A 26,856-nucleotide genomic window follows, 5' to 3' on the forward strand; every position below is an offset into this window, starting at 1 on the left:
CCGTGGCGGCGCCGCAATGGCGCCTGCCAATATCGGGCGGCGAGGGTCGCGAGACCGTAGGACCTGTGACAGGGACGCCCGACAATTCAGCGCAACCCGATCTCGGGCGAGAACAGGCGCTCACGCTTCATGAACGGGTCGATGTCGCTCGCCAGATTGCGCTGGCGCGAACACGACGTTTTCCCGTTCATCTCGATACACTCCCGGGTGCCCAACGGATTGCCGCCTTCGCGCGTGGCCTTCGGTCCGCTTACCGCCGCCTGACCCGATCCGAATTCACGCGCGAAGGCGCGTTGTGCGACGTTGCCCTGCACCGACGGCGTATCGAGTGATGCGGCGCGCTGCGACTGGTCGGTGACCGCGCGCTCGGCGCTCGCGATTGGCGACGAGGCTTTCGCCGCCGATTGTGCGCCGGCGTTCCGCGAAATATCGGCGCGCCAGTCAGGTGCCGGGGCGCTCGGCGCTGGCGACGGCGCCCCCCGTAGCTCGGCGGGCTTGACGGATAGTGAGGGCGGCGAAGTCTGCGGCTGCGGTGTTGCAGGTGCCGGTGCACGGGCTGTGGGCGGGGCGCTGGCGCTGCGCGGTGATTCGGCGCCGGAAGAGGCTCGATGCGCCGGATTGCGCGGCGCGGGTGTTACCGACGGCGTGGATGGCGCGATGAGCGTGACCTGCATGGCCGTGCGTCCGGAGGCGTTGTCGCTGAGGTCGACGAGAGAGGCCGGGGTGGCGATCCACGCCAGCCAGTGCAGCGCGAGCACCGCCCCCGCGGCCCACCAGACGCCGCGAGGCAAGTGCGTGTCAACGGCATGGAACGCCGAACGTCCGTCGATCGAAGACGCCTGGCGGGCGAAGGCCAGATCGGTTGAGTTAGCGGGTGTGAGGGACAAGGGCAGGCATGGACGCTGTCGAAAACCGGGAGGGGCGTTTGCATTTTGGCATACGCCGCCCAACACAGCGGACCACGTCTGGCTGTTTGTGTCATGTCCCCGAAAAAACGGCGCTTCGAACGAAGCGCCGTGCCCCTGATTGCGCTGCCGGTCTTAATGTGACGAATGCGACGCGATGCCGGGTGGCATCGATGTGCGGAGTGAGCGCTGGCTCAGCTTGGGCGCGATGACGTGCGGCCCGTCAGCGCGGCGCCGCCGCCCATGATGTAGTTCTCGAGCTGGTCGATGGTGAACTGCTGTTCCGTAATGATGGCCTTGACCAGATCGCCAATGGACAGCAGGCCGATCAGTTCGCCGTCTTTCATGACAGGCAGGTGACGAATGCGGTGCTCCGTCATCAGCGACATGCAGTCTTCGTTGGTCTGCTCGGGGCTGACGTAACGCACGGCCGAGGTCATCACGTCGCGTATCGGCGTGTTGACCGAGGTGCGTCCCATGAGCGCCACTTTGCGCGCGTAGTCGCGTTCGGTGAAGATGCCGACGATCTTGCCGTCGTCTTCACTGACCAGCACCGCGCCGATCCGTGCTTCGGCCATCAGGGTCAAGGCATCGAGGACCGAGTCGGTCGGGCGTACCTGGTACACCGTGTCGGCCGATTTCGACTTCAGGATCTGAGCGACTGTTTTCATGGTCTTCCTCCTGCGGGCTACGGGTACTTACAGCATAGTTGAGTGCTCGTCGCGCGTCATGCCCGCGTTGACCCCGAGTGAAGGGTCCGAGGGGCAGCCCCATGCGTGAGCCGTAGGTGCCGTCATTGGTGCATTGCGTCACAAATAGACGACAAAAGCTTCCAAAAGGGCTTGCCATTGCTATATTTTTCCCACGGCCGACGTAGAAAGGCGTATCCTAGCGGGATCGGCGAAAATTCGCCGATCATCGCCTGACGATCGCGAAATGCTTTATCGGCGCCGCTGACAGCCATGTCCTGCGAGCCGGATCACTCGGTGTGCCGATGACGCGGACCCTACGGTCTTCGCCCTCCCGACACGCACTGCTCGTCATTGTGGCACTGCCGCAATGTGCCTTGCTCCTTCGAACCATCGCCGCTTTTCGGTGCGCCGTCATGCCTTCGTGGCCGGTCCACCGGGTAGGCTCCTTTTGGCGTTCGATGTGCACTCCGTCAAAGACAGGAGTGCGGCGAGGGTATTGGCGAACGAACCTTCAGTAACATCGGTGCTGCGCCCTCGCGAGCGGCACCCTCAAGAGGACACGATATTGGCCAAGGAAGAACTGATCGAATTCAGCGGACACGTCTCGGATGTGCTGCCGGACAATCGCTTTCGCGTCACGCTCGAAAACGGCGTGGAAGTGATGGCATATGCGAGCGGTCGCATGCAGAAGAACCGCATCCGCATTCTGGCGGGTGACCGCGTGACGCTGGAAATGTCGCCCTATGACCTGAGCAAGGGCCGCATCAACTACCGTCACAAGAATTAAGTCAGCGAAGACGTCTGGCTTTTGCGCGCAAGCCGTTGCCCGTCACGGGCATAGCCATGCCGCGCATAGAAGCGATGTGCGGCGACCCGATGGTCGCTGCTCGTCACTTCGAATTTCTCGCATCCCTGCTCGATGAACCATGCGTGCGCGGCCGCCATCAGCGCGTGCCCGACGCCCGAGCCTCGCACATTCTCCTCGACCACCAGCGCTGTAATGCGCCCCAGACGCCCCGCCAGATGAAACATGGTGAGCGCGTGCAAACCCATGCATCCCACGATTTGACCGTTTTCGTCGACCGCGACGAACGCTGCGTCGTCGCCATTGGCCGCTGACAGGGCGATGTTCCGGAGAACGATCTCCAGCGGCGTGTCGTAGCCCAGTTGTGCGAGCAAAGCGACGATGCGAGGAGCGTCGTCGTCGACGGCGCGGCGGGTCGTGAGTGGGGGTGTCGTCATGTCAGAGCTGTTCGAAACGGTCGAAGCGGCGGCCGGTGTACTCCACTTCGCTTTCAAATTCAGTTACGCGTGCGCCGGGCGGCCCATGCCGCATCCATTCGAGCATCTTGTCGACCTGGTCGGGCGTGCCTTGCACCGTCGCGAGGATGTCGCCCTCGGGCAGTGCCTGCACCCAGCCGCGGACACCAATCAGATGCCCCTCGCGCACCGCCGCCTGTCGATAGCCGACGCCCTGAATCTTCCCGCGCAAACGGACGACAACGGTTTCGAGCGAGGAACTGGGCGGGAGTGACTTCATGGCGGCGAGTAACAGGAAAACGAGCAGGAAAACGGGCAGGAGAACGAGCGAGAAGCACGTACGCGAACGCAAACGACAGGCTTTCGGGGCAGGCGCGATTGTAGCGTCATCGCGTGACGGCCACGCTCGCGCCTTCCCTGGCGCGCGGTGTTGACGCTTACGCCTTGCCCGGCACCAGATGCAGGCGCGTGATCTCCGATGGCGCACCGAACCGCTTGGGCGGTCCCCAATAGCCCGTGCCACGGCTCACATAGATCGCCAGCCGGCCGAGCCGGTGCAGGCCATGCACATACGGCTGTTGCAACGGTACGAAGTACATCCACGGCCAGAATTGTCCGCCGTGTGTGTGTCCGGAGAGTTGCAGATCGAAGCCGGCTTCCTGTGCCGCCGGTGCGCTGCGCGGCTGGTGCGCGAGCAACACACGCGGCACCCCCTCGGGGGCGCCGGCGATGGCGGCGAGCGGGTCGCTGCGCTTCTCCGGATCGAAATGGTGCGCGGTGAAGTCTGTCACGCCTGCCACGGTCAGCGACGCGCCTTCGTGCTCAAGCACCACATGCTCGTTTTCGAGTACGGTCAGGCCGATGCGGCGCAATTCCTCGACCCATGCCGGGGCCCCCGAGTAGTACTCATGGTTGCCCGTGCACACATAGGTGCCGTGGCGCGAGGTGATCTGCGCGAGCGGTGCGATGTGATCGCGCAAGGCGTGCACGCCGCCGTCGACCAGATCCCCGGTGATGGCGACCAGATCCGGCTTGAGTTCGTTGGTCGCTTTGACGATGGCTTCAATGTAACGGCGGCGAATGGTCGAACTGACGTGAATGTCGCTCAACTGCACGATGGTGAAGCCCTTGAGTTCGGGCGGCAGGTTGGCAATGGGTACGTCGATGTCGACGACGCGTGCGAGGCGCCGCGCGTTATAGAAGCCAAATACGGTGGCCAACGCGGTCAACCCCAGCACAATGACCGCGGAGCGGGTCACGAGTTGTTCGTCGAGTACCGAGAAGGCCATCGCAACGCCCAGCACGAGATCGCGCAGCAGCGTGAGAACGAATAGCGTAGAGAAAATGCCGATGGCCGTCATGCCGGTCCAGGTCAGCAATGTCGCGAGTGGCTCACGCTGAATGGCACGGCTCATGAGGCCGAGCGGGATCAGGACGGTCGAGGCGATCAGCCATAACCCTCCCAACACCTTCCAGCCCGCGTCAACCGGCAGGGGCGTGAGCAGCCGCCAGCCAATATACGCGTGCAACAGCGCGATGAGACCGAGCATCAACCAGCGCGGCCGTGCGGGTAATGTGCGTCGCGACGACTTGCCGTGCGCGTGTGCGCTACCGGAAGGGGGCTGCGGCGCCTGTGAGGCGTGAGACGGTTGAGACATGGCGTGGTCTGATCGGAAATCGGGGCGGCGTGGGCGCTATGCCAGCGTTATGCGGGCGCGGCGCGCGATTACAAGAGCGCGCGAAAAACTATGCGCGCGGCGCTGGGTACTTTTGTGCGTTCATCACGAGTTTCTCCGACACCGCCCGGTTCAGATCAACGCCCAGCACCGACGACAGCCGCACGAGATACATGGCGATATCCGCCAGTTCCTGTTCAACATGCCGCGCCTCGCTTGTCTGCATGACGGCTTTGGCTTCGGCATCCGTATGCCACTGAAAGATCTCGACCAGTTCGGCCACTTCGACGGACAACGCCATCGCAAGGTTCTTCGGCGTGTGGTACCGGTGCCAGTCGCGCGCGTCGGCAAATGCTTGGAGGGCGGCTTCCAGCCCGGTCGTATCGATGAGGCGGTCGTTCGCGACATCGGTGCCGACGTCACCGGAAACAGCGGATTCCTTTGGGGCAGCAGACATGGGAGACGGTATTCGGAAGGGTTGGCCGCAGATGGGCTCGGGGACGCGACAAAAAGCCGCAGGAACGAGGTATGGTAGCGCGTTGAGGCAAGATGCGCCGTGCACTGCTCCGATCTCTTCCGAAACCGTATCCCTTGGACAGTTCCTCTTCCGATCCCGTCGCCGCACCGAATGAGCACCGGGAAGCGCCCGAGCCGGCGGCTCACCGTGTGACGGTCATGCCGTCGGGCTGGCAGTTCGATGCGCCGGCCGATACACCGATTCTGCTGGCGGCGCTGGCGGCAGGTATCAAACTGCCGAGCTTGTGCCGCAACGGCACCTGTCGCGCGTGTCTGTGTCAGGCTCGAACCGGCGGTGAGCCTGCACCGGTGGCCTATCGGATCGACTGGCCGGGGTTGTCGCGCGAAGAGAAGGGGCAGGGTTGGCTGCTGCCGTGCTGTGCGTACGCGCGCGCGGACCTCGTCATCGACGCGCCCGACGCTGCGCTTTGTTAAACTTGGCGCTATCTGGCGCTCGCCTCCGAGCCGTCATAACCGTTTCAGGATCAGGAAAGCCGAATGGCACAGTACGTATTCAGCATGAACCGCGTGGGCAAGATCGTGCCGCCCAAGCGTCACATCCTCAAGGACATCTCCCTGTCGTTCTTCCCGGGCGCCAAGATCGGCGTGCTGGGCCTGAACGGTTCGGGCAAATCCACGCTGCTCAAAATCATGGCGGGCGTGGACAAGGAGATCGAGGGTGAAGCGATTCCGATGGCGAACCTGAATATCGGTTATCTGCCGCAGGAGCCGCAGCTCGATCCGGAACAGACGGTGCGCGAAGCCGTGGAAGGCGGCATGGGCGAAGTGTTCGAAGCGCGCACGAAGCTCGACGAGATCTACGCCGCGTATGCCGAGCCGGATGCCGACTTCGATGCGCTTGCCGCCGAACAGGCCAAGTACGAGGCGATTCTCGCCGCGAGCGACGGTAACAACATCGAACAAACGCTGGAAGTCGCCGCCGATGCGCTGCGTCTGCCGCCGTGGGACGCCAAGATCGGCGTGCTCTCGGGGGGTGAAAAGCGCCGTGTGGCGCTCGCCCGTCTGCTGCTCTCGAAGCCGGACATGCTCCTGCTCGACGAACCGACCAACCACCTGGACGCCGAATCCGTCGACTGGCTCGAACAGTTCCTCACGCGTTTTCCGGGCACCGTGGTCGCCGTTACCCACGATCGCTACTTCCTGGATAACGCCGCCGAGTGGATTCTCGAACTCGACCGCGGTCACGGCATTCCCTGGAAGGGCAACTACAGCTCCTGGCTCGATCAGAAGGAGCAGCGCCTGAAGCAGGAAGAGTCGACCGAGTCGGCCCGTCAGAAAGCGCTCAAGAAGGAGCTGGAGTGGGTGCGTCAGAACCCGAAGGGCCGTCAGGCAAAGTCGAAGGCACGTCTTGCCCGTTTCGACGAGCTGAACAGCCAGGAATACCAGAAGCGCAACGAAACCCAGGAAATCTTCATCCCGGTGGGTGAGCGTCTGGGTAACGAAGTCATCGAGTTCAAGAACGTGTCGAAGGCTTTCGGCGACCGTCTGCTGATCGACGATCTGAGCTTCACCGTGCCGCCGGGCGCGATTGTCGGCATCATCGGCCCGAACGGCGCCGGTAAGTCGACTTTTTTCAAGATGCTCACGGGCCGCGAACAGCCGGACAGCGGCGAGATCAAGGTGGGGCCGACGGTCAAGATGGCTTACGTCGACCAGAGCCGCGACGCGCTGGATGGCACCAAGACGGTGTTCGAAGAGATCTCGGGCGGTGCCGATGTGCTGACGGTGGGTAAGTACGAAACGCCGTCGCGTGCCTATATCGGCCGCTTCAACTTCAAGGGCTCGGACCAGCAGAAGCAGGTCGGTTCGCTCTCCGGCGGTGAGCGTGGCCGTCTGCACATGGCCAAGACGCTGATCTCCGGCGGCAACGTGTTGCTGCTCGACGAACCGTCGAACGATCTGGATGTCGAAACCCTGCGAGCCCTTGAGGACGCGCTGCTCGAGTTCGCCGGTTGTGTGATGGTCATCTCGCACGATCGCTGGTTCCTCGACCGTATCGCCACGCATATTCTGGCCTTTGAAGGCGACTCGCACGTCGAGTTTTTCCCGGGCAACTATCAGGAGTACGAGGCGGACAAGAAGAAGCGCCTCGGCGAGGAGGCCGCAAAACCGAAGCGAATCCGCTACAAGCCGATCGCGCGGTAATGCAGGAAAAGGCGCCGCAAGGCGCCTTTTCTGTTTGAACGGTGGCATGGCAGGTCGCCGCAACCGGCTTGCCGTCCACCACCCGTGTTCGACGTGCCATGCCGACGCGCACTGCGCGGCATGACCCGCCATTTTGACGAATCAGGAGTGAGCAAATGAGCCAGTCAGTGAATCAGTTGAATGGGAAGGTCGCCGTGGTGACCGGTGCGGCCAGCGGTATCGGGAAGGAAATTGCGCTGACGCTCGCGCGCGCCGGAGCGGCCGTGGCGATTGCCGATCTTAACCAGCAGGGTGCCGACGCCGTAGCCGAAGAGATCAAGGCGGCAGGCGGCAAAGCCATCGGCGTGGCGATGGACGTGACCAGCGAAGAGGCGGTGAACAGCGGCATCGACAAGGTCGCCGATACGTTCGGTTCGGTCGACATCCTGATCTCGAACGCGGGCATCCAGATCGTCAATCCCATCGAGAACTACGCGTTCTCCGACTGGAAGAAGATGCAGGCCATTCACGTCGACGGCGCGTTCCTCACGACCAAGGCGGCGCTCAAGCATATGTACAAGGACGACCGCGGCGGCATCGTCATCTACATGGGCTCGGTGCACTCGCATGAGGCGTCGCCGCTCAAGTCGGCCTATGTGGCGGCCAAGCATGCATTGCTGGGCCTCGCGCGCGTGCTTGCCAAGGAAGGGGCGAAGCACAACGTGCGCTCGCACGTTATCTGCCCGGGCTTCGTGCGCACGCCGCTCGTGGACAAGCAGATTCCGGAGCAGGCCAAGGAACTGGGTATTTCGGAAGACGAGGTCATCAAGAAGGTCATGCTCGGCGGCACGGTCGACGGTGTGTTCACCACGGTCGACGACGTTGCACAGACCGCGCTCTTCCTGTCCACTTTCCCGACGGCCGCGTTCACGGGCCAGTCGTTCGTGGTGAGCCACGGCTGGTTCATGCAATAAGCAGACGGTTGCACCGCGCCGGCAGTCTTGAACGCCGGCGCCGCCCCGAAGGTCAGTATCAGGAAGTTTCAGGAGAACGGTCATGACGGCCAATCCGCCGAAAGTCCCCAAGCGCGCTATCGATCTGCCGCCCTACGAGACGGTCGCACTCGTTTTGCAAGGCGGGGGAGCACTCGGGGCCTATCAGGCGGGGGTGTACGCCGGCTTGTTCGAAGCGGGCATTGCTCCGAACTGGATCGCGGGCATTTCCATCGGCGCGCTCAATACGGCGGTCATCGCGGGGAATCCGCCGGCGCGTCGCGTGGCCCAGCTCGAAGCGTTCTGGCGCACGATCTGCGAACCTGCCGTGTTCCCTCCGCTGCCCGCACCGCTCGAAGCGGCCATTCTCAACGGCCCGGAGTCGGGCCGCATTGCTTACAGCGCGTGGCAGGCCTGGCGCGCCATGGTCGAAGGCCAGAAGGGCTTTTTCTCGCCGCGCTGGCCGCAGCCGCTGCCTACCGCCATGGGCGATCCGGCGCATGCGAGTTATTACGACACGTCGGCGCTACGTAGCACGCTGGAGCGTTTCGTCGACTTCGACCGCATCAATTCGCGTGAGGTTCGGGTGTCCGTTGGCGCTGTCAACGTACACACGGGTAATTTCGTCTACTTCGACAACACACGTGAGGTGTTACGCGCGGAACACTTCATGGCGTCCGGCGCTTTGCCGCCGGGTTTCCCTGCTGTGGAAATCGACGGTCAGTTTTTCTGGGATGGCGGCCTCGTATCGAATACCCCGCTCTCGGAAGTACTGGGCACGTCGCCGCGTCGTGACACGCTCGCGTTTCAGGTCGATCTGTGGAGTGCGCGGGGGCCGCTGCCCGACAATCTGAACGACGTTGCCGACCGGCAGAAGGACATTCAGTTTTCGAGCCGCACGCGTCTCGTGACCGACAATCTTCAACGCGCTCAGCATTATCGTCGGGTCCTGCGCGAGGTGCTCGAACGGGTGCCTGCGGAGGTGCGCGCGCGCGACCCATGGTGTCATGCCGCCGAAGAGATCGCTTGCAGCAAGCGTTACAACGTCATTCAACTGATCTATCGCAACAAAGAGTACGAGGGGCACTACAAGGATTATCAGTTCGGCCTGTCCACCATGCTCGATCACTGGGCGAGTGGCCTCGACGATGTGCGACGCACACTCGCGCACCCCGAATGGCTGACGATGCCCAACGACACGACCGGCTTCATCACGCACGATATTCATCGTCACGAAGTCGTCTGACGCCGTCTGCATCCCGCGTTCCCCGCCCGGCACCTCACCGCACTGCTGCCATACCACCCCTGCGACGTGCCCCCCGACACGCCGCAGGGCCATGCAACCAGCGCGGGTCTCGCGCCGGCATTACACCGAAAATCCCTCCCGAGCATCGCCTGCAATTACTGCACCAGCGCGGTCTCCAGCCGCGTTTTGAGCGGTTGTAAATCGAGCAGCATCGCAGTGCGTGCAGCACCATCTGCCGCAGGCAACTCGACCGCTTCGCGCATGTCGTTGCGCATTTCATGGGTGGCCCGGCCGAGCAACATGGCGGGCACCGGCAGCTTGTCGGCTTCGTCGATCGTGACAATGTTCTCGATCGCGTCGACGAGCAGCCCGAACTTGTCTTTGCCGTGTTCGATCACGAGAATCTTGCGCGCTTGCGTATCGTCTTGCGACGGCATGCCGTACAGCGCTCGCAGATCGACGATAGTGACCAACTCGCGCCGCAGGTTGAGCATGCCGCGCACGAACGGTGGCGCACCCGGCGCGGGTATGACGTCCGGCGAATCGTGAATGATCTCGCGCAACTGATCGAGACGCACCGCCAGCATATGTTGCAGACGGAACGACACGTAAGCGTGCCGCGTGCCTCGGGCCGACTTCGCCCCGGTGCCTTGATACGCCGAATCGCCCGCCTTCGCGGGCTGCGCCTTGTCGGTCTCGCGGTACAAGTCGCGATGGCCACGCGTGAGGTCGAGTACCTGCGAGTGCGTGAAGAGTTCGTCCGCGTTGAGCAACACGATGTCGTCGGCTTGCTCGCGTGTGATGCAGCCCGAGAAAAGCTGCGCGTGCGAGGCACTGAACGACGGCATGGCGAGCAATTCATCGGCGTAGTACGTCACGATACTGTCGACGGCATCCACCAGCAAACCGAAGTGCACGTCTTCCTGCTTGACGATCAGAATGCGCCGCGGGTCCGACGCCGTACCCGCAATGCCGGCTTCCGGGCGGCTCGCGTGCAATCCGAGGAAATGCGCGAAGTCGACGACCGGCACGACGGTGCCGCGCAGGTTGAGCATGCCGACGCAAAACTCGCTGGCAAGCGCCGAGCTCTGCAAGTCGGGAATGCGGATGATTTCGCGAATCGCACTCATCGGCAGTGCGAGGCGCGAGTGCTCGACAATGAACGACACGCATTGCGATCGCTGACGTTGCTGGCGGCGTTGCGGCGCCGTGAGCGCCTGCCGCGCGAGCAACTGCGGCATGTTCTCGATGTGCACGAGCGCGGCCGGTGCGAGGATCTGGAGAATGCGGTCGCCGCCGTCGAGTTTGATCGCACCGGAGACCACCTGTGGCGCGGTGTGCGATGCGTCGTACTCGAACCCGGTGCGTTGCGAGGCGCGCACGCGCAGGATCTCGCTCGTCGTGTCGAACAGCAGCCCAACGCGCACGCCGTCGACATCGACAATGGCGATCTTCTCGGTCGCGGGTGCGGCGTCGACCGATGTGTGCGACGTCATGGCGAGCAACGGCTTCAGGTCGACGATCGGGATGAGGGTGCCGCGCAGGTTGAATAGCCCGAGCAGAAACGATGGCGAAAGCGGTACGGGTGTGACGCGCTCAGGGTAGTTCACGACCTCCTGCAACGCGGCAATGGGCAGGGCGAACTCGACATCGCCCAGATGAAACGAGCCGAAGACTTCGATGTCGTCCGGACTCGACGGACTCTGAGCGGGGGGTATGCGTGCGGCTGCGGCACCGGGCGCGGGGTCTGCCGCTCCGGCTTGCGCTTCGGCCGGCTGCGCACGCGCCGAGGCGGTCGGCGATGCCGTGTCGCCGTGAGACGGCATGTCGCGCAGGCGCGTCGTCGTGCCGGCGGGCGTGCCGTAATCGGCATACCCCCGATAAGGCGACACCGTGGGCGGCAGTACGGCCGTGCCCGCGACGGCGTCGCGATGCAGAAATGGAAATCCTGGCGTGCGTGCGTTCATGATTCCCGTCCTACGAGTCGAAGCGCGGGGCGACGCAGCGTCGCAGCGCCCCCGTTGGTGCCGATCGCGCGAACGTGGAACGCGTGATTCGCACAATCGATGGTGAGTTGCCGTCCGATCTCACCGCCGACTTCGACGTGCACGATCGGAATACCGGTCTCGGCAAGCAACGCCTGCGCCATTTGGGCGTTGGCCACGCCGATCAACCCGTGCCGGGCGGGCGGCTGGTGCGGCATCATGTTGCCGCCGCCAGCGATCACGGCTTCGATCTCGCCGCGGCGTGCGCCATCGGCCTTCATGAGTGCGAGCAACGATGGCACGGCTTGCGTTACGTACTTTGCCCCGATAGCGAGCGTGGGATTCGGCGCCTCGGGCAGCAGGCAGTGCGCGAGTCCGTAGAGTCCGCGTGCGCGCCACATCAGACCGATGCCCACACACGAGCCGAGCGTGGCGCGCAGCACGTCTTCGCCGCGCCCGATGCGCACCTCGCCCATCAACACCTGAATGTCATGCGACGGCCCCATTTGACGCTCCCTGATTCCGGTAAATGAGAGGTTGCTCAAACTGATAGCCGGTCGAGAGCCGCGAGAGCGACTCGGATTCACCGACGATCAGCACGCCTTCGGGGGCAAGTGTGCGGCGTACGTTCTCCAGAACGCGTTCCTGGTCGGTGGTTTCGAAATAGATGAGCACGTTGCGCAGCATGACGAGATCGAACGCCTCGCGACGCACCATGCGCTGATACAGGTTGTGTTCGGCAAATGTAATGTGAGCCCGCAATTCCGGCGCGACGCTGAAACCGCCGGCGTTCGGACGGAAGTACTTCGCGAGCATGGCCGGGCGTTGCTGCTTGAGGCCGTCGATGCTGCGCCCCCCGTAGTTGCCGGCCATCGCCACGGCCAGCACCTGACTCGAAATGTCGGTGGCATGAATCTGGTACTGGAACCCGGCGTGCCGAATGCGGAATTCTTCGCAGATCATTGCGGCCGAGTACGACTCTTCGCCGGACGACGCGGCGGCCGACCACATCCGGAAGGTGCCCCCGGGATTGGCGGCGTGCCAGCGCGGCAGATAGTGCTGGGAGAAGTAGTCCCAGACACGCGGCGTGCGAAAGAATGTGGTCTCGTTCGTCGTTACGAGATTCACGAAGTTGCGCACTTCCTCTGGCGTGTTTTCGAGCAGCGCGAGATAGTCGCCGTAGCAACGCAGTGAGAGCGTGCGCAGGCGAGGGCGTAACCGGCCCTGCAACATCGTCCACTTCTTCTCGCTCATCGAGATACCGGTGTACCGGTGAACGGCGCGTAGTAGCGCTAATTGGGTACCGGGGTCGGCGTCGGCTTCAATTTCCATAGTCAGCCCTCTTGGAGGACATTCGATCCGGTTCTGTACCGTCGGACAGCGCCGGAAAATACCGGTCGGCGACCGCGCAAGCCTGCGGTCGCCGCCGGGTAGTGCTTACACCTTGAATCGCGATACGGTGCGGTCGAGTTCCTCCGCGCCCTGATTGAGACCGGTCGTTGCCTGCGCGATCGTCTCGCAGGCGCCGGCGGACTTTTCCGTCTCTTCCGCAACGTGCTGAATGGCGAGACTGACTTCACGCGCGGCAACGAGTTGCTCTTCGGCGGCACACGAAATCTCGGAGATTGCCTGCGTGGTGCGCGACACACCGCCAACGATCTTCTCGAATGCCTCGCCCGCCTGACGCGACACTTCGCTGCCCTGCGCTACGCGCTTGGTCGACTCGTTGATGAGCTTGGAAATCTCCTTGGTCGCCTGCGACGAGCGCTCGGCGAGCTTGCGCACTTCGTCGGCCACGACCGAGAAGCCGAGGCCGTGCTCGCCCGCGCGCGCCGCTTCGATCGCCGCGTTGAACGCGAGCAGGTTAGTCTGCCCGGCAATCTCGCCGATCACCTTCACGATCTCGCTGATGTCTTCCGACGACTTGTTGATCAGCTCCATCGCTTCGACCGAGCGGGCAATGGCGCGCGCGCCGGTTTCGGCTTCCTGCTGCGTCGATTTGGCGAGCTGGTCGGCGCCTTTGGTGTTGTCCGCAATCGAGTTGATCGACGCCGTGAGTTCTTCGATGGACGCGTTCATCTCTTCGACGGTTGCGCCGAGCGCCTGGGCACCGGTGGCGACGGTATTTGCACGATCCGCAATGTCGCGCGACGCGCCGGAGAACTCGCCTGCCGAATTGACGACCTTGCCGATCACGCCGCGCAGGTCATCCATCATGTGACGAATACCGTCGGCCAACTGGTCGATGGGGTCGCTGCCCGAAACGGCGATTTCGCCGGTCAGGTCGCCCGCAGCCGCACGATTGACCGTGTCGAGCAGCAAAGCCACCTTGCGCTGGTCGTCTTCGGCGCGGCGCTTCACGCTCGCCTCCAGTTCGACCTGCTGCGTAATGTCGGTGGCGAACTTCACGATTTTGTACGGACGCCCGTTCGCATCGAGGATCGGGTTGTACGTCGCCTGAATCCAGATTTCCCGTCCGCCGCGCGCGATGCGCTTGTAACGGCCCGCGTCGAATTCGCCGCGATTGAGCTTCGCCCAGAAGTCGTGATACAGGTGCGAGGCGACGTATTCCGGCTCGCAAAACAGACGGTGATGCTTGCCGCGAATGTCGTCGAGCGAGTAGTCAAGCGCCTTCAGGAAGTTGTCATTGGCCGTGATGACGGTGCCGTCGAGGTTGAATTCGATGACCGCTTGCGCAAGGTCCATGGCGCGCACCTTGCCTTCGAATTCGGCCTGACGTTCCCGGTCGGCGGTGATGTCGGTGGCGAACTTGATGACCTTGTAGGCCACGCCGTTGGCGTCGAATACGGGGTTGTAAGAGGCGCGAATCCATACCTCACGGCCGCCCTTGCCGATGCGCTTGTACTCGCCGGCATCGAATTCGCCGCGGCCGAGTTTGGCCCAGAATTCGCGATAAGCGCCAGACGCCGCGTAACTGGCCTCGCAGAACATGCGGTGATGCTGGCCCTGAATTTCGTCGAGCCGGTACCCAAGCGTCTGCAGGAAATTATCGTTGGCGTGCAGAACGCGCCCTTGCAAGTCGAACTCGACGACGGCCTGCACGCGATTGAGCGCGGCGCTGACGGCCTGTAGCTCCTGCTGTTCCATCTGGAATTCAGGCGTGGCGATTTCCATGACCTTCTCCCCTGATACGCTAGCCCCGGCGCGTGTCGTGCGGCCGTCACGAAAGGGATGCTGCGGTATGCCCCGTAGTTGGCGCGCAGTCCTCTATAGACGCGATTACGACAGCGCAATAGGCAACTTGAGATCAGTGCCTACCCGCATGTTGTTTTTGCATCGAACCGTAAAAACGCTTCGAAAGCCGCGTCAAATAAGGAGTTAAAGATATAGGAATGGCGCGCGAAGTCGACGCTGTTATAGCGTCAATACACTTCAAACGTGCAGATGAAATGGATAATCAGTTTTCGCCTGCACGATAACGGCGCAGGAAATGGTCGCGATCCGGAATCGGAGATTCTCGATATGGCGGATCGGAGGCGTGGCGAAAAAGACCCCCTCCCGCGTCTGAAACGGGAGGGGGGGCGTACTCAAAGTCGCACTCTTCGGGGCAATTGAAAGGGCGACGCACATGACTATGCAATCCCCGTGCCAGACGGGGCGATGCCTGGAAGTGCCCGTCGTTATTGACTTGTGGCATACCCGGGCATGCGATGTTACGACCGCATACGCCACGTGTTACGTAACAAAGTGCGACACATTCCCGATTTGGCAACCTTCGCTTACACGGCTTACAGACGCGTGATGGGCTTCCTACAGGCGCGACGATATAAAGAAAGCGAACGGATTCACGTTCCATTTCAGGAGTTAGATCATGAAGTTCGTCGTTGCTGCGCTGCTTGCCGTCACGCTTGCCGGGTGTGTTGTCGTTCCGGCCAGGCCGTATTACGGAGGCTATTACGGCCATCCGTGTTGCTATCGCTATTAATGCTTAAAAATGTTTTACTCAATAAAAAACGATGGCCGACTTCGGGAATTGAAAATCAAGTTCCATCAATGAACAGGGAGCCATGTTTTTTCCAATTCCGATAAAAAAAGCCCCGCAGGTTTTACCCTGCGGGGCACTTCTTGTCGGTCGTCGCGAACCCGCGTCATCGGTGGGGCGGGGTTCGCGATAGCGATAGGCCGCTTTGACTCACTTAACGGTGATGATGCCAGTCGCGGCGATCGTAATCGCGACGATCCCAGCCCCGATCATGACGCCAATGGCCCGGTGGCGGGCCACGCCAGTAATGCGGTCGCGGTGCGTAGACCACGGGCGGGGGCGGAGCGATGACCATCGGGGCCGGGGCTGCGTACACCGGCGGCGGTGCATAGACCGGGCCCGGCGCTACGATGGCCGGCCCGGGAATGCCGATATTCACCGAGACGTCGGTGCGGGCGAACGCACTGCTCGAAACGAGTACCGCCGCGATGGCTGTGACGGCCGCAGCAGCGATCCGGAATTGACCTTGCATCTGTTCTCCTTGTTTTCCGTCTGGGCCGGTGCGCATCGACTCGATGCGTCACCGGCGCGCGATTCGTTGTGCAGATTTTACGGTTCGCGTTTGCCGGCCTGTGCTACGGCGGCACTACAGATGTAACAAGGCGTAAGGAAATTTGCGATGACGATCGCAGGCAAGGGCCTTTCGCTGACTTTGGCTCGCTTTGTCTTGCTTAGCGATTCAGCGTCGTTCGTGATCTCGCGGCGCGAGAAAACTCGCAGGACGACGTCCGCGTCGCGCGGACGTCGCGAAGTACGACGGGCGCCGCAGGTCCTGGGTATCGTTCGGCGAGCGCCAGTAGGGGGTACGCTGCGTGCCGAGCAGATCGCCCGGACGGTGTGGCGATAGTGGCGGCATCGACGCTGGCCAGGCCACCTGACGCCAACGCGCGCCGGCGGGCACGACGAGTACCAGCATGACGAAAACGAGGGTCACGACTGCGTAGACGACAACAGGCGAGAGGGTGGTCTCCATGACAAACTCCGGTCGCGAACATGTCACACCACGGGGGGATGCGGCTTGGCACGCAAAGTGTGGCGTTTTCACTATAGTCCATGCGGCTCTTGCTGACACTCGGTTGCTGCTACGCAGGTTGCGGGACTACACTACAGGCGCAGTTTCCCGAATGCCGCTGCCATGCTGCGCGGCGGCCACGCTGGCGTCAATCGCCACTTCGCTGTCCGGGGGATCGTGATGAATCAGGTCGAGCCAGACTCCACGCTCGCCGTCGCGTCGACGGCACCTGTGACCCCTGTGGCCATCGATCACGTCGCGTACCCGAGTTACGACGCAATTCTCACACATCGATTCTACGTCGACGTCATGGGTTTCACGCTCGCCGGCGCGCAGACCGGCATGAGCCGCCTGTGGGGCAAGCCTTATCTGCTGGTGAGCTATGAGATTGCGACGGGCGAAGCGCTGGCGTTCTTCAATTGCGACGGTCTGGCGCCGGACGGGCATTCCGACACCCCTGCGGCACAGATTCATCACGTTGCTCTGCGCGTGAGAGACCTCGAAGCGCTTGAGCGCTGGAAGTCACACCTCACTGCGCACGACGTGCGGTTCGCGGTTGAGCATCATGGCGATGGAGACCATCTCTATCTGCTCGATCCGAACGAGATCATGTTGGAGTTGTGTGTGCAGACCCCCGAGTCGGCTGCCGGGCAGTGGCAAGGGGCGCTCGACACTTTGCAGCGCTGGGTCGACGGCGTGAGGTGAGCGGCCGCGAAGGCGCTCGACGCACTCGCAACGCGCGTCACAGCGTCACACACCGCCGCAGACAAACCAACTCAGGCTTCGGTGTCCTTGCCAAGGCCGTCCCAACTCGTCGCGACGGGGGGCGCGATGTCGAACAGGTCGATCACGCGCGAGACCGTATCGTCGACCATGGCATCGAGCGATGCCGGATGGTTGTAGAACGCCGGCAGCGGCGGGTAGACGATGCCGCCCATTTCGGTAACCGCCGTCATATTGCGCAGATGCGCGAGGTTGAAGGGCGTTTCGCGCACCATCAGCACGAGGCGGCGGCGCTCCTTCAGGGTGACGTCGGCGGCGCGGGCGATCAGATTGTCCGAAAGCCCGTGCGCCACGCTCGCGAGCGTCTTCATCGAGCAGGGGGCTACGACCATGCCCGCAGTCGCGAACGAGCCGCTCGCGATGTTGGCGCCGACCTCACGCACGCTATGGTAGTGATCGGCTAGCGCCTGCACGTCGGCACGCTCCAGCCCGAGTTCGTGACGCAGCGTCAGCCAGCCTGCGCCCGACACCATCAGATGCGTCTCGACGCCGCCCATGGCACGCAGGCGCTCGAGCAGACGCACCCCATAGATCGCGCCGGTCGCGCCAGTGATGGCAACGACCAGACGCGCGGGCCGGGGGGTTCCCGTCGATACCGTCATCGAGGCGGAATTACGCGAGGTCGGCGAGAACCTGCTTGAGTTCGCCGCTCTGGTACATCTCCATCATGATGTCCGAGCCGCCGATGAATTCACCGCCGATGTAGAGCTGGGGAATGGTCGGCCAGTTGGCGAATTCCTTCACGCCCTGACGAATTTCCTCGTCTTGCAGCACGTCCACCGTGAACAGATTGTCGACGCCGCAGGCCTTCAGGATCTGCACGGCGCGGCCCGAGAAGCCACACATCGGGAATTGCGCATTGCCCTTCATGAAGAGCACGACGGGATGTTCGGTGACGATTTGCTGGATACGTTGCTGGGTGGTCATGGTGGAAAAGCCCGTTGGGATGCCGGAAATTCGGCGTATCTGGCATTTTAGCGGTTTTCGGCCGCGTCCGTCGGCGTGTGCTCAGACGCGCCGGCCGCCGGTCGTGCGCTCGATACCCGCCAGATCGCGCTCGGAGAAGACGTCGGCGAAGCCCGCCGCCCGGCAAAGCGCACGAACGTCGGCGGCCTGATGATAGCCGTGCTCGCAAAGCAGCCAGCTATCCGGCAGTAGGCGCGACCGTGCCCCGGCCACGATGGTGCGCAGCGCGGCCAGACCGTCGGCGTGATCGGTCAGGGCGTCGACCGGCTCGAAACGCAGATCGCCCTGCGAGAGATGTTCGTCCCCTGACACGATGTACGGCGGGTTCGAGACAATGATGTCGAACGGGGCAGTGTCGCCCGGCAACGCGGCGTACCAGTCGCTGGCGACGAAGGTGACACGGGCGTCCAGCCCAAGTCGACGGGCATTCTCGCGCGCGACGTCGAGCGCGTCGGTCGAGCGGTCAAGGGCGGTGACGCGGGCGTCGGGCCGGCTGTGGGCGATGGCCAGTGCAATCGCGCCGCTGCCGGTGCCCAGATCGAGCACGCGCGGCGTTGCGCGTCCGTCGAGCCGCGCCAGGGCGAGTTCCACGAGCAATTCGGTTTCCGGCCGGGGAATGAGGACTGACGGGCTGACCGTCAGCGTCAGGCCGAAGAACTCGCGTGTGCCGGTCAGATAGGCAATGGGCTCGCCCGCGAGGCGACGCGCATGCAGCGCGCGATAGACGGCGACGGTCTCGGGCGAGAGCGGCTCGCGATCCCGGGTAATCAGTTGCGTGCGGGTCCAGCCGAGCACATGGCCGAGCAGAATGCGCGACTCCGGCGGCGGGAGTCCCGGTTCGCGCAGCAGCGAGGCAACGGTAGCGTCCGTGGTGCCCGTCTGCGCAGCGTGAGCGTCGCCGGCGCCGTGCGGCATCAGGCGGCCTCGCCCAGCGACGCCAGCAGTTCGGCCTGATGCTCGGTGACGAGGGCGTTGATCATCTCGTCGAGATCGCCGTCCATGATGTATTCGAGTTTGTAGAGCGTGAGGTTGATGCGGTGATCCGTCATGCGCCCTTGCGGGAAGTTGTACGTGCGGATGCGTTCCGAACGATCGCCCGAGCCGATCAGGCTTTTGCGGGTGGCGGCTTCCTTGGCTTGCTGGGCGCGCAGTTGGCCGTCCTTGATACGCGCGGCCAGCACTTTGAGTGCCTTGTCCTTGTTGCGGTGCTGCGAGCGGTCGTCCTGACATTCGACAACGATGCCCGTCGGCAAGTGCGTGATACGCACGGCGGAGTCCGTTTTGTTGACGTGCTGCCCGCCCGCGCCCGACGCGCGGAACGTATCGATGCGGATGTCGGCCGGATTGATTTCGACTTCGGCGACATCGTCGGCTTCCGGCATGACCGCCACCGTGCACGCCGACGTGTGAATGCGGCCTTGCGTTTCGGTGGCCGGTACGCGCTGCACACGATGACCGCCCGACTCGAACTTCAGACGCGAGTACGCGCCCTGTCCGATCAGACGCACGATCACTTCCTTGTAGCCGCCCAGATCCGATTCGCTGGCCGACATGATCTCGACCTGCCAGCGCTGGCGTTCCGCGTAACGCGTGTACATGCGCAGCAGATCGCCCGCGAACAGCGCCGATTCGTCGCCGCCGGTGCCCGCGCGGATTTCCAGAAAGATGTTGCGGTCGTCGTTCGGATCGCGCGGCAGCAGCATGCGTTGCAGCGTGCTTTCCATGTCGTCCATACGCGCTCGGGCATGAGCGGCTTCGTCTTCCGCGAACTCGCGCATTTCCGGGTCGGCCGCCATTTCCTGGGCTGCTGCGACATCGCTCTGGGCGTCGCGGTACTGGCGATATTGTTCGACGACCGGCGCCAGCTCGGCGTGTTCGCGTGTGAGCTTGCGGTAGTTGTCCAGATCGCGCGTGACGTCGCCCTGGCTCAATAGCCCATCAAGCTCGACCAGACGTTGTGTCAACTGGTCGAGCTTGGCTTGCATGCTCGCTTTCATCTATTTGTCGGCGTTTCCCGAGGTGCGGAACAGTTCGGGAATGAGGTGAATGATTTGCTCGCGCGAATCGCCGCGCGCCGTATTCAGCGCGTGCGTCGGGCCGTGCAGGAATTTCTTGGTGAGGGACAGGGACAGGGCTTCGAGTACGGCGGCGGGATCGTCGCCACGCGCGAGCATGCGCTGGGCACGCTCAAGCTCGGTCACGCGCATTGCCTCGGCGGTGCCGTGAATGTCGCGGATGACCGGCACGACGCTGCGGGCGTCGAGCCATTGCATGAAGTTCTGAACACGCGTCTCGATGATCGCCTCGGCCTGTGCGACCGCGGCCTGACGCAGCGCATTGCCTTCGCGCACTACCGCGCCGAGATCGTCGACGGTGTACAGGAAAACGTCGGCCAGACGGCCGACTTCCGGTTCGATGTCTCGTGGCACGGCCAGATCGACCATGAACATCGGCTTGTGCTTGCGGGCCTTGATGGCGCGCTCGACGGCCCCCAGGCCGATCAGCGGCAACGTGCTCGCTGTGCACGACACGACAATGTCGAACTCATGCAGGCGCTGCGGCAGCTCCGACAGACGGATGGCCGTGCCGCCCAGACGCTCGGCGAGCTTCTCGCCGCGCTCGGCCGTCCGGTTGGCGATGAACAGCGCCTTCGGATTTTGCGCGGCGAAATGCGTGGCGCATAGCTCGATCATTTCGCCCGCGCCGATGAACAGCACCTTCTGCGTGCTGATGCTCTCGAAAATGCGCTGGGCGAGACGAACCGCTGCGGCGGCCATCGACACCGAATGCGCACCGATCTCGGTCTGGCCGCGAACTTCCTTGGCGACCGCGAACGTGCGCTGGAATAGCTGATTCAGATAGGTGCCCAGTGCGCCCGCCTCGGATGCGGTGCGCACGGCATCTTTCAACTGACCGAGGATTTGCGTCTCGCCGAGCACCATCGAGTCGAGTCCGCTCGCCACGCGAAACGCATGACGTACGGCATCGGACTGGGGAAGGGCGTACAGATGAGGAGCAAGGTCGCCGGCCGGAATGTTGTGGAACTGGGCCAGCCAGTGCACCGCGCGCTCGCGCGCGGCGGCGTCGTCGGTGACGCAGTAGATCTCGGTGCGATTGCAGGTCGACAGAATGGCGGCCTCGGGGGTGCTCAATCTGCCGCTATCGCCGCCGGTCCACAAACTCTTCAGACCTGCCAGCGCCGGCTCGATTCGCTCGAACGGAAACGCCACCCGTTCGCGCAGCGAGACGGGCGCCGTGTGGTGGTTCAGGCCGAGAGCGAGCAGTTGCATGATGTGGGGGATCTGATAGCCCCTGATTATAGCGCGTCGACGCGATACCCGTTTCGGGGGTGCCGCAGCTACCGCGCTTTGGGATCGCGTGCTCCATCATGGCGCAGACGTCCGGTTTTGACAAATAGACATCCCTTATACCCGGCATAGCGCGGACCGCTACCGGTGTCGCCGTCTGATATATCAGACGGCGGCCAAGCCCGGCGGGGCTGCAAATGGCGATTGCCGAAACGGCCGGTTTCAAGGCTATACTGCCTTCGGATTCCCGTCCTTGGAGACACGTCATGGGCATTATCGGCACCATCGTTGTCGGTCTGATTGTCGGCCTCATCGCACGCGCCCTGCATCCCGGCCGGGACAGCATGGGCATCATCATGACCATCATCCTCGGCATTGCCGGCGCGCTGCTCGCCCGCTATGTCGGACAGTTTCTCCACTTCTACACCGAAGGCCAGTCGGCCGGCTGGATCGCCTCTATCATCGGTGCGATCGTGTTGCTGGTGATCTACGGCGCCATCAAGCGGAGCCGCGCGGCCTGAGCGCGCGCTGACGCTAACCACGAGGCCCTGTCATGGACATCGTCGTGCTTTTGCTGGTAGGACTCGTCGCCGGGTGGCTTGCCGGGCTGGTGGTCGGCGGCAGCTTCGGTCTTATCGGCGACATGGTCGTCGGGGTGATCGGCGCGTTCGTCGGCGCATGGCTGCTCCGGCATCTGGGCATTGCCGTGGGATACGGCACGCTCGGTCGCATCATCACTGCCACCATCGGCGCGATCGTGCTGCTCGCGTTGTTACGTCTGGTGCGACGATAGGCCGCACGCGCGCTCCGGAATTCGAGACGTTCTCCGGCGGTTTGTGTCGCGCCGGGGCAACGTTGCCTGACGGATCGGCGTAACGGGCGTTTTGCGTAGTCCGAGACCTTCCAAAACCAGCCTCCGAGCAGGGTTTTGCGGGCCGCAGAGGCCCGTGGGACAAGGGTTTTGGCCTCGCGGCCCGATGACGCCGCGGGCGTCATACGCGTTTTCCCGCGTTCGGCTATGCTTGTCGCCATCGCCAGGCCCAAGTCGTCTTGACTACGCGTGCGGCACCGCCGCCACGTTCGATCCCCGTCTTCCGTCCTCTGGCGTGGCTGCCGTGCCTGACAGGGCGCGGCGGCGCTCCTCGCAAGTTGGTACGCCCGATCCCCCTCATTAAAAGAACACATGTCTGCGACACGCAATTCCATGCGGCCATTCATCGTGGCATCCGTCATGGCGGCGACCTCCATGGTCGCCATCGAGGCCACGATCATTTCGACCGCCATGCCGCAAATCGTCGCCCAGCTCGGCGGCCTGAATCTGTATAGCTGGGTCTTCTCCGCGTTTTTGCTCGCACAGACCGCCATGACCGTGGTGTTCGGCAAGCTGGCCGATCTCTACGGCCGCAAGCCGGTCATCCTGGTGGGCATTGTTGTCTTCCTGGTGGCCTCGCTCGGCGGCGGGCTGGCGTGGTCGATGCCCGCGATGATCGCTTTCCGCCTGTTGCAGGGTGTGGGCGCCGCGTGCATTCAACCGGTCAGCCTGACCATCATTGCCGATTACTACCCGATCAGCGAGCGCGGCAAGGTGCAGGGCTATCTGGCAAGCGTGTGGGCCATCTCGGCCGTGCTTGGTCCGATGCTCGGCGGCCTCATCATTCGCGAGTTGTCGTGGGCGTGGATTTTCTGGATCAACATCCCCATCGGTTTGCTGGCGGCAGTGGGCTTCATCGCTTATCTGCATGAAGAGGCACCGCGCCAGCGTCCGAGTATCGACGTGCTCGGCGCCGTATTCTTCACGATTGCCGTGGCGGCGCTGATGATTGCGCTCACTGATGCCAACGCCTTCTCCGACACGCATGTCTGGGCCGGGGTGCTGGCTTGTGCCATCGCGTCGCTGCTGTTCGTGTGGCAGGAACGTCGCGCGAAGGACCCGATGATCTCGTTCGCGCTGTGGAGCCGTCGTCCGATTGCCGCGGCCAATGCGGCGACACTGCTCTCGGGCATGGTGCTCATGGGGCTGACTACCTTCCTGCCGATGTATGCGCAGGGGGTGCTGCGTCAAACGCCGGTGGTCGCAGGCATGGCGCTCACCATGATCATGGTCGGCTGGCCGATTGGCGCGACGCTTGCCGCCAAGACCTTCACGCGCTTCGGTCTGCGCCGCATTCTCGTGGGCGGCAGCCTGCTAATGCCGGTCGGCGGGATCGTCTTCGCGTTGCTGGGGCCGAGCAGTTCGCCGTTGCTCGCGGGCTTCGGCTCGTTGCTCATGGGTTTCTCGATGGGCACGGGCAGCGTGAGCGCGCTCGTGCTGATTCAGGAACTGGTTGACCCGTCGCAGCGTGGCAGCGCCACGGCGTCGAACATCTTCTCGCGCAATCTGGGCAGCACGCTGGGCGCAACGCTCTTCGGGGCCGTGCTCAATTTCGGGCTGACGCATTCGAGCGATGTGGGCGTCGTGACCTCAGATCAGTTGCGTCACGTACTCGAAGACCGGGGCGTGTCGACGGTGGCCGATCAGGCGATTCGCGCGGTGTTGCAACATTCTCTGCACCTGACGTTCCTCTCGATTCTGGCGATTTCGGTCGGCGTGGTGGTGTTGCTGCTGCTGGTGCCCACCAACGCAGTGGACCGTTCGCGCGGCGCCAAGCGTGAAAAGCCCGAATTCGTGCCGGGCGGACACTAATCGGCGCATTCGTCTGCGAGATATTGAAAAACGGCCGGCCGGGATCTCCCGCCGGCCGTTTTTTCATGGCTTCGGCACATCAACTACCGAGGTCTCAACGCGACGCTTCCGGCACCAGATGCAGACGCGACTCGGTATCCGCTTCAACGGCCGCACGCGAGTACGGCAACTTGAAGTACTCGCCATCGAGCCACTTCTGTGCCAGATCGCGATAGTGCGGGCTGTCAGGGTTGCCCGATTCGCCGGGCAGGTTCATCGCCCGCGTGTTGTCCCAGTTGCCTACATCGACCACGATCCGGAACGACGGCCCGTTCGTCTGCCGGAAATCGCTCACCCGGTAGGTCGACTGGTTCGGGGTGAACGGACTGCCGCCCTTGGGCAGCGGGCCGACGTTGAGCTTGGCGCGCATGTCGGCGTCTACCGCGTCGGCGAGCGGGTGGGCGTTCAGATTCGTCTGAAGTTTGCCCCACTGCCATGCGCCGGGATCGCTCCCTTGCAGCTTGACCATCTCACCCCAAGCGTCGCCCAGACTCGAGAGCAACACGGCGTCTCGTCTGGCGTTGGCATTCTCGCCGAAGCGGGCCGCGGGCTGTTCGAGCGCATCGAGCATGGCGGCCGGGTCGGGGGCGCCGAAGCTGTCTGCCGCGGCCTTGGGCAGCACCGCATTCTTGTAGGCGCGGCCAAGATGACGGCTGAACCAGACTTCCTCGAGCGCAGCCTGAGCGGAGTCTGCCCGCATGTCGGCATCCCAGCCTTTGAGCAGCTTGAGCGCGGCGGCCGTTTGCGGGTCGTCGCTCGAGAGCGGGGCGAGCAACGCCATCAGACGCCGCGCCGGAATCGACACGATGTCGTTTTGCAGCCGCTCGGAGTCCTCGATCGACACCTTGTCCTTCGCCTTGAGTACCTCGTCGATGCGGGCGTGCCGTGAGCCGTTGGTCCATTCGAAGCCGAGCTTGCGTTCGGCGTAAGGGTAGCCGGCCGGCATGTTCATCTCGTTGGATGTCGTGAAGTAACCGGTCGCCGGGTTATAGGCGGACGGCAACTGGTCGCGCCGCCAGAAGCCAGCCCACTCATAGCGGCCGTCGCCCGGCACGGGCATCAGGCCGTCCCAGTTGGGACGAATCGGGGCCATGCCGCTCGGCACCCAACCGATATTGCCCGCCGTATCCGCGTAGACCTGATTGACGGTCGGTGCGCCCCATGTGTTCAGCGCCGTCTGAAACTCGGCGTAGGTTTTCGCGCGCATGTAACGCATGGCGTCGAAGTAGGGCGACATACCCGGCTCCAGCCAGGCGGTGCGCACGGCATAGGCGCGGTGCTTCGCGGCGTCGACGTAAATGACCGGGCCGTGCTTTGTGAACTTGAGGTCGGTCTGGACCGGCGCACCGTCGCGCACTTCGATGGTCTCGTGGACGGTGCGCATCGGCACCCACTTGCCGCGATAGCGATACTGATCGGGGTTGGCGGGGTTCAGCTCGTAGACGTACAGATCTTCCTGATCGATGTTGAAGATCGTGAGGCCGAACGCGATGGTGCCGTTATGGCCGATCGCCACACCGGGAATGGCCGGCTCGCCCGCGCCGATCAGATTGAGCGTGGGCGTGCTCACCTGCACGATGTAGCGCAGGCTCGGCGCGGCGTAAGCGCGGTGCGGATCGTTCGCCATAATGGCGCGGCCCGTGGCGGACTTCTGCGGGGAAATGACCCAGTTGTTGCTGCCTTCGGCCGATTCGGTCGAGACATCGTACGGGCCGTTGTCCGCGAGTTGTACCACGTCGGCGTCGGCGCGTTGCAGCGAATCCCGGGTGATCTTCACGCCTTGCGTGGCGAGATCGAAGACTTTGAGCAGATCGTCGGGAAGGCACGGATCGAGTCCCTCGGGCACTTGCGTTTTCCATGCCGGTTGCAGGCCCACGCGCACGCTGTCGGCGTCGAGCGAGGCACGGCACACGACTTTGGCGCGAGCGACTTCGCTCTTCAGATTACGCGTCAGACCGTGGCTGCGAATGCGCACGATGTCTTCGGCCGACCATTTCGCCGGCCAGTAGCCGACCTTGCGGAATTCGTACGGCATCTGATCGGGGTGTGATGCAAGCCAGCCGATATAGGCGTTCACGCCAGCGGCAAACGCCTCGGCGGCGGGCTTGGCGTCGGGGCCGTAACGGCGCCACTCGGTGGCCATGTCACCCCGGTAGACGAAGCGGCGTGCGGCGTCGTCCTGCGCGACGTAGGCGCGTCCGAACACTTCGGATAACTGGCCGAGGCCGCGGCGTCGCCACAGGTCGATCTGGAAAAGACGGTCGCGTGCAGCGTTGAAGCCCTGCACGAAGAAGCCATCGCGCTCATTAGCGGCGAAGATGTGCGGCACGCCGTTATGATCGATCAGGATGTCGGCCGGTTGCGACAGGCCGGCGACGGTCAGGGTTTGTGTTGGCGTTGCCGCCGCTGCGCCATCGGCAGCATGCAGCGACGCACTCCACGTCGTGACGGCAAAGGCCAGCACACTGGCGGCGTGGATAGCATTGGGGCGATGCATTGTCTTCCTCCTGTTCTTGTTGGGGGGCGTGATACTGCGGAGTACCACGCAATCCTAGACGGATCGCAAAGGTGTGCAACCCATATTTTTGAAAATGGAATAAATTCTTAATCGTCGAGCCGCAACGGGGTGTTTCGCCGCGTCTTGC

At 63.4% G+C, this 26,856-nt stretch carries 27 protein-coding genes; 9 read left to right on the plus strand and 18 right to left on the minus strand.

The annotated features are described in order from the left end of the window. Positions 1-86 precede the first annotated feature (86 nt). Together AT395_RS02740 and AT395_RS02745 are read right to left on the minus strand one after the other, a co-directional pair. Positions 87-887, minus strand: coding sequence for a hypothetical protein (locus AT395_RS02740; protein WP_042113272.1), 801 nt, complete (start codon positions 885-887; stop codon positions 87-89). Between the two features lie 212 nt (positions 888-1,099). Next, entirely contained in the window at positions 1,100-1,576 is a 477-nt protein-coding gene (locus tag AT395_RS02745) for a CBS domain-containing protein (RefSeq protein ID WP_042113271.1), read from the minus strand. A 586-nt stretch (positions 1,577-2,162) separates the two neighbouring features. On the opposite strand from AT395_RS02745, the gene infA reads away from it, so the two are divergent. Then, the gene (gene infA / locus AT395_RS02750) at positions 2,163-2,384 is read left to right on the plus strand and encodes a translation initiation factor IF-1 (protein ID WP_010808709.1); all 222 of its coding nucleotides are present in this window, start codon (positions 2,163-2,165) and stop codon (positions 2,382-2,384) included. On the opposite strand, the gene AT395_RS02755 is transcribed toward infA, so the two are convergent. The 4 genes from AT395_RS02755 to AT395_RS02770 form a co-directional block, all read right to left on the minus strand. After that, complete coding sequence (locus AT395_RS02755) at positions 2,381-2,839, minus strand: GNAT family N-acetyltransferase (RefSeq protein ID WP_048628122.1); 459 nt, start codon at positions 2,837-2,839, stop codon at positions 2,381-2,383. The two genes, infA and AT395_RS02755, sit on opposite strands and share 4 nt — an antisense overlap. Position 2,840: 1 nt before the next feature. Next, the gene (locus AT395_RS02760; RefSeq protein ID WP_042117472.1) at positions 2,841-3,137 is read right to left on the minus strand and encodes an acylphosphatase; all 297 of its coding nucleotides are present in this window, start codon (positions 3,135-3,137) and stop codon (positions 2,841-2,843) included. Positions 3,138-3,294: 157 nt separating this feature from the next. Further along, entirely contained in the window at positions 3,295-4,407 is a 1,113-nt protein-coding gene (locus AT395_RS02765; RefSeq protein WP_048628121.1) for a metallophosphoesterase, read from the minus strand. Positions 4,408-4,603: 196 nt separating this feature from the next. Then, positions 4,604-4,990, minus strand: a complete 387-nt coding sequence (locus AT395_RS02770) for a nucleotide pyrophosphohydrolase (protein WP_082117676.1) — start codon at positions 4,988-4,990, stop codon at positions 4,604-4,606. A 218-nt stretch (positions 4,991-5,208) separates the two neighbouring features. On the opposite strand from AT395_RS02770, the gene AT395_RS02775 reads away from it, so the two are divergent. The 4 genes from AT395_RS02775 to AT395_RS02790 all read left to right on the plus strand — a co-directional run bounded on the left by AT395_RS02775 (position 5,209) and on the right by AT395_RS02790 (position 9,432). Beyond that, entirely contained in the window at positions 5,209-5,484 is a 276-nt protein-coding gene (locus AT395_RS02775; protein WP_042113267.1) for a 2Fe-2S iron-sulfur cluster-binding protein, read from the plus strand. A 63-nt stretch (positions 5,485-5,547) separates the two neighbouring features. Then, positions 5,548-7,215 carry an energy-dependent translational throttle protein EttA gene (gene ettA / locus AT395_RS02780; RefSeq protein WP_042113265.1) on the plus strand — a complete coding sequence of 556 codons (1,668 nt, stop codon included), beginning with the start codon at positions 5,548-5,550 and terminating at the stop codon, positions 7,213-7,215. A 167-nt stretch (positions 7,216-7,382) separates the two neighbouring features. Then, the gene (locus tag AT395_RS02785; protein WP_172961526.1) at positions 7,383-8,168 is read left to right on the plus strand and encodes a 3-hydroxybutyrate dehydrogenase; all 786 of its coding nucleotides are present in this window, start codon (positions 7,383-7,385) and stop codon (positions 8,166-8,168) included. An 82-nt stretch (positions 8,169-8,250) separates the two neighbouring features. After that, positions 8,251-9,432, plus strand: a complete 1,182-nt coding sequence (locus AT395_RS02790) for a DUF3734 domain-containing protein (protein ID WP_042113262.1) — start codon at positions 8,251-8,253, stop codon at positions 9,430-9,432. A gap of 155 nt (positions 9,433-9,587) precedes the next feature. Here AT395_RS02790 and AT395_RS02795 read toward each other — a convergent pair whose 3' ends face one another. The 6 genes from AT395_RS02795 to AT395_RS02820 form a co-directional block, all read right to left on the minus strand. Continuing rightward, complete coding sequence (locus tag AT395_RS02795; RefSeq protein WP_048628120.1) at positions 9,588-11,399, minus strand: chemotaxis protein CheW; 1,812 nt, start codon at positions 11,397-11,399, stop codon at positions 9,588-9,590. Further along, positions 11,396-11,923 carry a chemotaxis protein CheD gene (locus AT395_RS02800; protein ID WP_042113260.1) on the minus strand — a complete coding sequence of 176 codons (528 nt, stop codon included), beginning with the start codon at positions 11,921-11,923 and terminating at the stop codon, positions 11,396-11,398. The genes AT395_RS02795 and AT395_RS02800 overlap by 4 nt, the downstream gene beginning before the upstream one ends. Then, positions 11,907-12,749 carry a CheR family methyltransferase gene (locus AT395_RS02805; protein WP_048628119.1) on the minus strand — a complete coding sequence of 281 codons (843 nt, stop codon included), beginning with the start codon at positions 12,747-12,749 and terminating at the stop codon, positions 11,907-11,909. Before AT395_RS02805 ends, AT395_RS02800 begins: the two co-directional genes overlap by 17 nt. Positions 12,750-12,854: 105 nt before the next feature. After that, positions 12,855-14,552 carry a methyl-accepting chemotaxis protein gene (locus AT395_RS02810; protein ID WP_042113257.1) on the minus strand — a complete coding sequence of 566 codons (1,698 nt, stop codon included), beginning with the start codon at positions 14,550-14,552 and terminating at the stop codon, positions 12,855-12,857. A 1,022-nt stretch (positions 14,553-15,574) separates the two neighbouring features. Continuing rightward, positions 15,575-15,892 carry a hypothetical protein gene (locus AT395_RS02815; protein WP_042113255.1) on the minus strand — a complete coding sequence of 106 codons (318 nt, stop codon included), beginning with the start codon at positions 15,890-15,892 and terminating at the stop codon, positions 15,575-15,577. Between the two features lie 207 nt (positions 15,893-16,099). Further along, on the minus strand, positions 16,100-16,393 hold the full coding sequence (locus AT395_RS02820; protein WP_042113251.1) for a hypothetical protein: 294 nt from the start codon (positions 16,391-16,393) through the stop codon (positions 16,100-16,102). A 162-nt stretch (positions 16,394-16,555) separates the two neighbouring features. Between AT395_RS02820 and AT395_RS02825 the strand changes: the two genes are divergently transcribed. Then, positions 16,556-17,137 (plus strand): VOC family protein, encoded by a 582-nt coding sequence (locus AT395_RS02825; protein WP_048628118.1) that lies wholly within the window; start codon positions 16,556-16,558, stop codon positions 17,135-17,137. A gap of 71 nt (positions 17,138-17,208) precedes the next feature. Here AT395_RS02825 and AT395_RS02830 read toward each other — a convergent pair whose 3' ends face one another. From AT395_RS02830 to hemA, 5 genes are all read right to left on the minus strand, one after another. Beyond that, a complete protein-coding gene (locus AT395_RS02830) occupies positions 17,209-17,817 on the minus strand; it encodes a UbiX family flavin prenyltransferase (protein WP_048628117.1) in 609 nt (202 codons plus the stop codon). Positions 17,818-17,827: 10 nt separating this feature from the next. After that, positions 17,828-18,142 (minus strand): Grx4 family monothiol glutaredoxin, encoded by a 315-nt coding sequence (gene grxD / locus AT395_RS02835; RefSeq protein ID WP_039373971.1) that lies wholly within the window; start codon positions 18,140-18,142, stop codon positions 17,828-17,830. An 81-nt stretch (positions 18,143-18,223) separates the two neighbouring features. Continuing rightward, positions 18,224-19,096, minus strand: coding sequence for a peptide chain release factor N(5)-glutamine methyltransferase (gene prmC / locus AT395_RS02840; RefSeq protein WP_042113248.1), 873 nt, complete (start codon positions 19,094-19,096; stop codon positions 18,224-18,226). Then, positions 19,096-20,178, minus strand: coding sequence for a peptide chain release factor 1 (gene prfA / locus AT395_RS02845; protein ID WP_042113247.1), 1,083 nt, complete (start codon positions 20,176-20,178; stop codon positions 19,096-19,098). Before prfA ends, prmC begins: the two co-directional genes overlap by 1 nt. Beyond that, entirely contained in the window at positions 20,179-21,471 is a 1,293-nt protein-coding gene (gene hemA, locus AT395_RS02850; RefSeq protein ID WP_048628116.1) for a glutamyl-tRNA reductase, read from the minus strand. It lies immediately after the preceding gene. Between the two features lie 284 nt (positions 21,472-21,755). On the opposite strand from hemA, the gene AT395_RS02855 reads away from it, so the two are divergent. From AT395_RS02855 to AT395_RS02865, 3 genes are all read left to right on the plus strand, one after another. Next, positions 21,756-22,010 (plus strand): GlsB/YeaQ/YmgE family stress response membrane protein, encoded by a 255-nt coding sequence (locus AT395_RS02855; RefSeq protein ID WP_042113245.1) that lies wholly within the window; start codon positions 21,756-21,758, stop codon positions 22,008-22,010. Positions 22,011-22,042: 32 nt separating this feature from the next. Beyond that, on the plus strand, positions 22,043-22,282 hold the full coding sequence (locus AT395_RS02860; protein WP_042113244.1) for a GlsB/YeaQ/YmgE family stress response membrane protein: 240 nt from the start codon (positions 22,043-22,045) through the stop codon (positions 22,280-22,282). 390 nt (positions 22,283-22,672) lie between these two features. Then, on the plus strand, positions 22,673-24,172 hold the full coding sequence (locus AT395_RS02865; protein ID WP_042113243.1) for an MDR family MFS transporter: 1,500 nt from the start codon (positions 22,673-22,675) through the stop codon (positions 24,170-24,172). Positions 24,173-24,266: 94 nt separating this feature from the next. On the opposite strand, the gene AT395_RS02870 is transcribed toward AT395_RS02865, so the two are convergent. After that, positions 24,267-26,708: a penicillin acylase family protein gene (locus AT395_RS02870; protein ID WP_048628115.1), complete on the minus strand. Its 2,442-nt coding sequence runs from the start codon at positions 26,706-26,708 to the stop codon at positions 24,267-24,269. Positions 26,709-26,856: the final 148 nt, after the last annotated feature.

The sequence above is a fragment of the Pandoraea apista genome (assembly GCF_001465595.2).
GTDB classification, from domain to species: domain Bacteria; phylum Pseudomonadota; class Gammaproteobacteria; order Burkholderiales; family Burkholderiaceae; genus Pandoraea; species Pandoraea apista.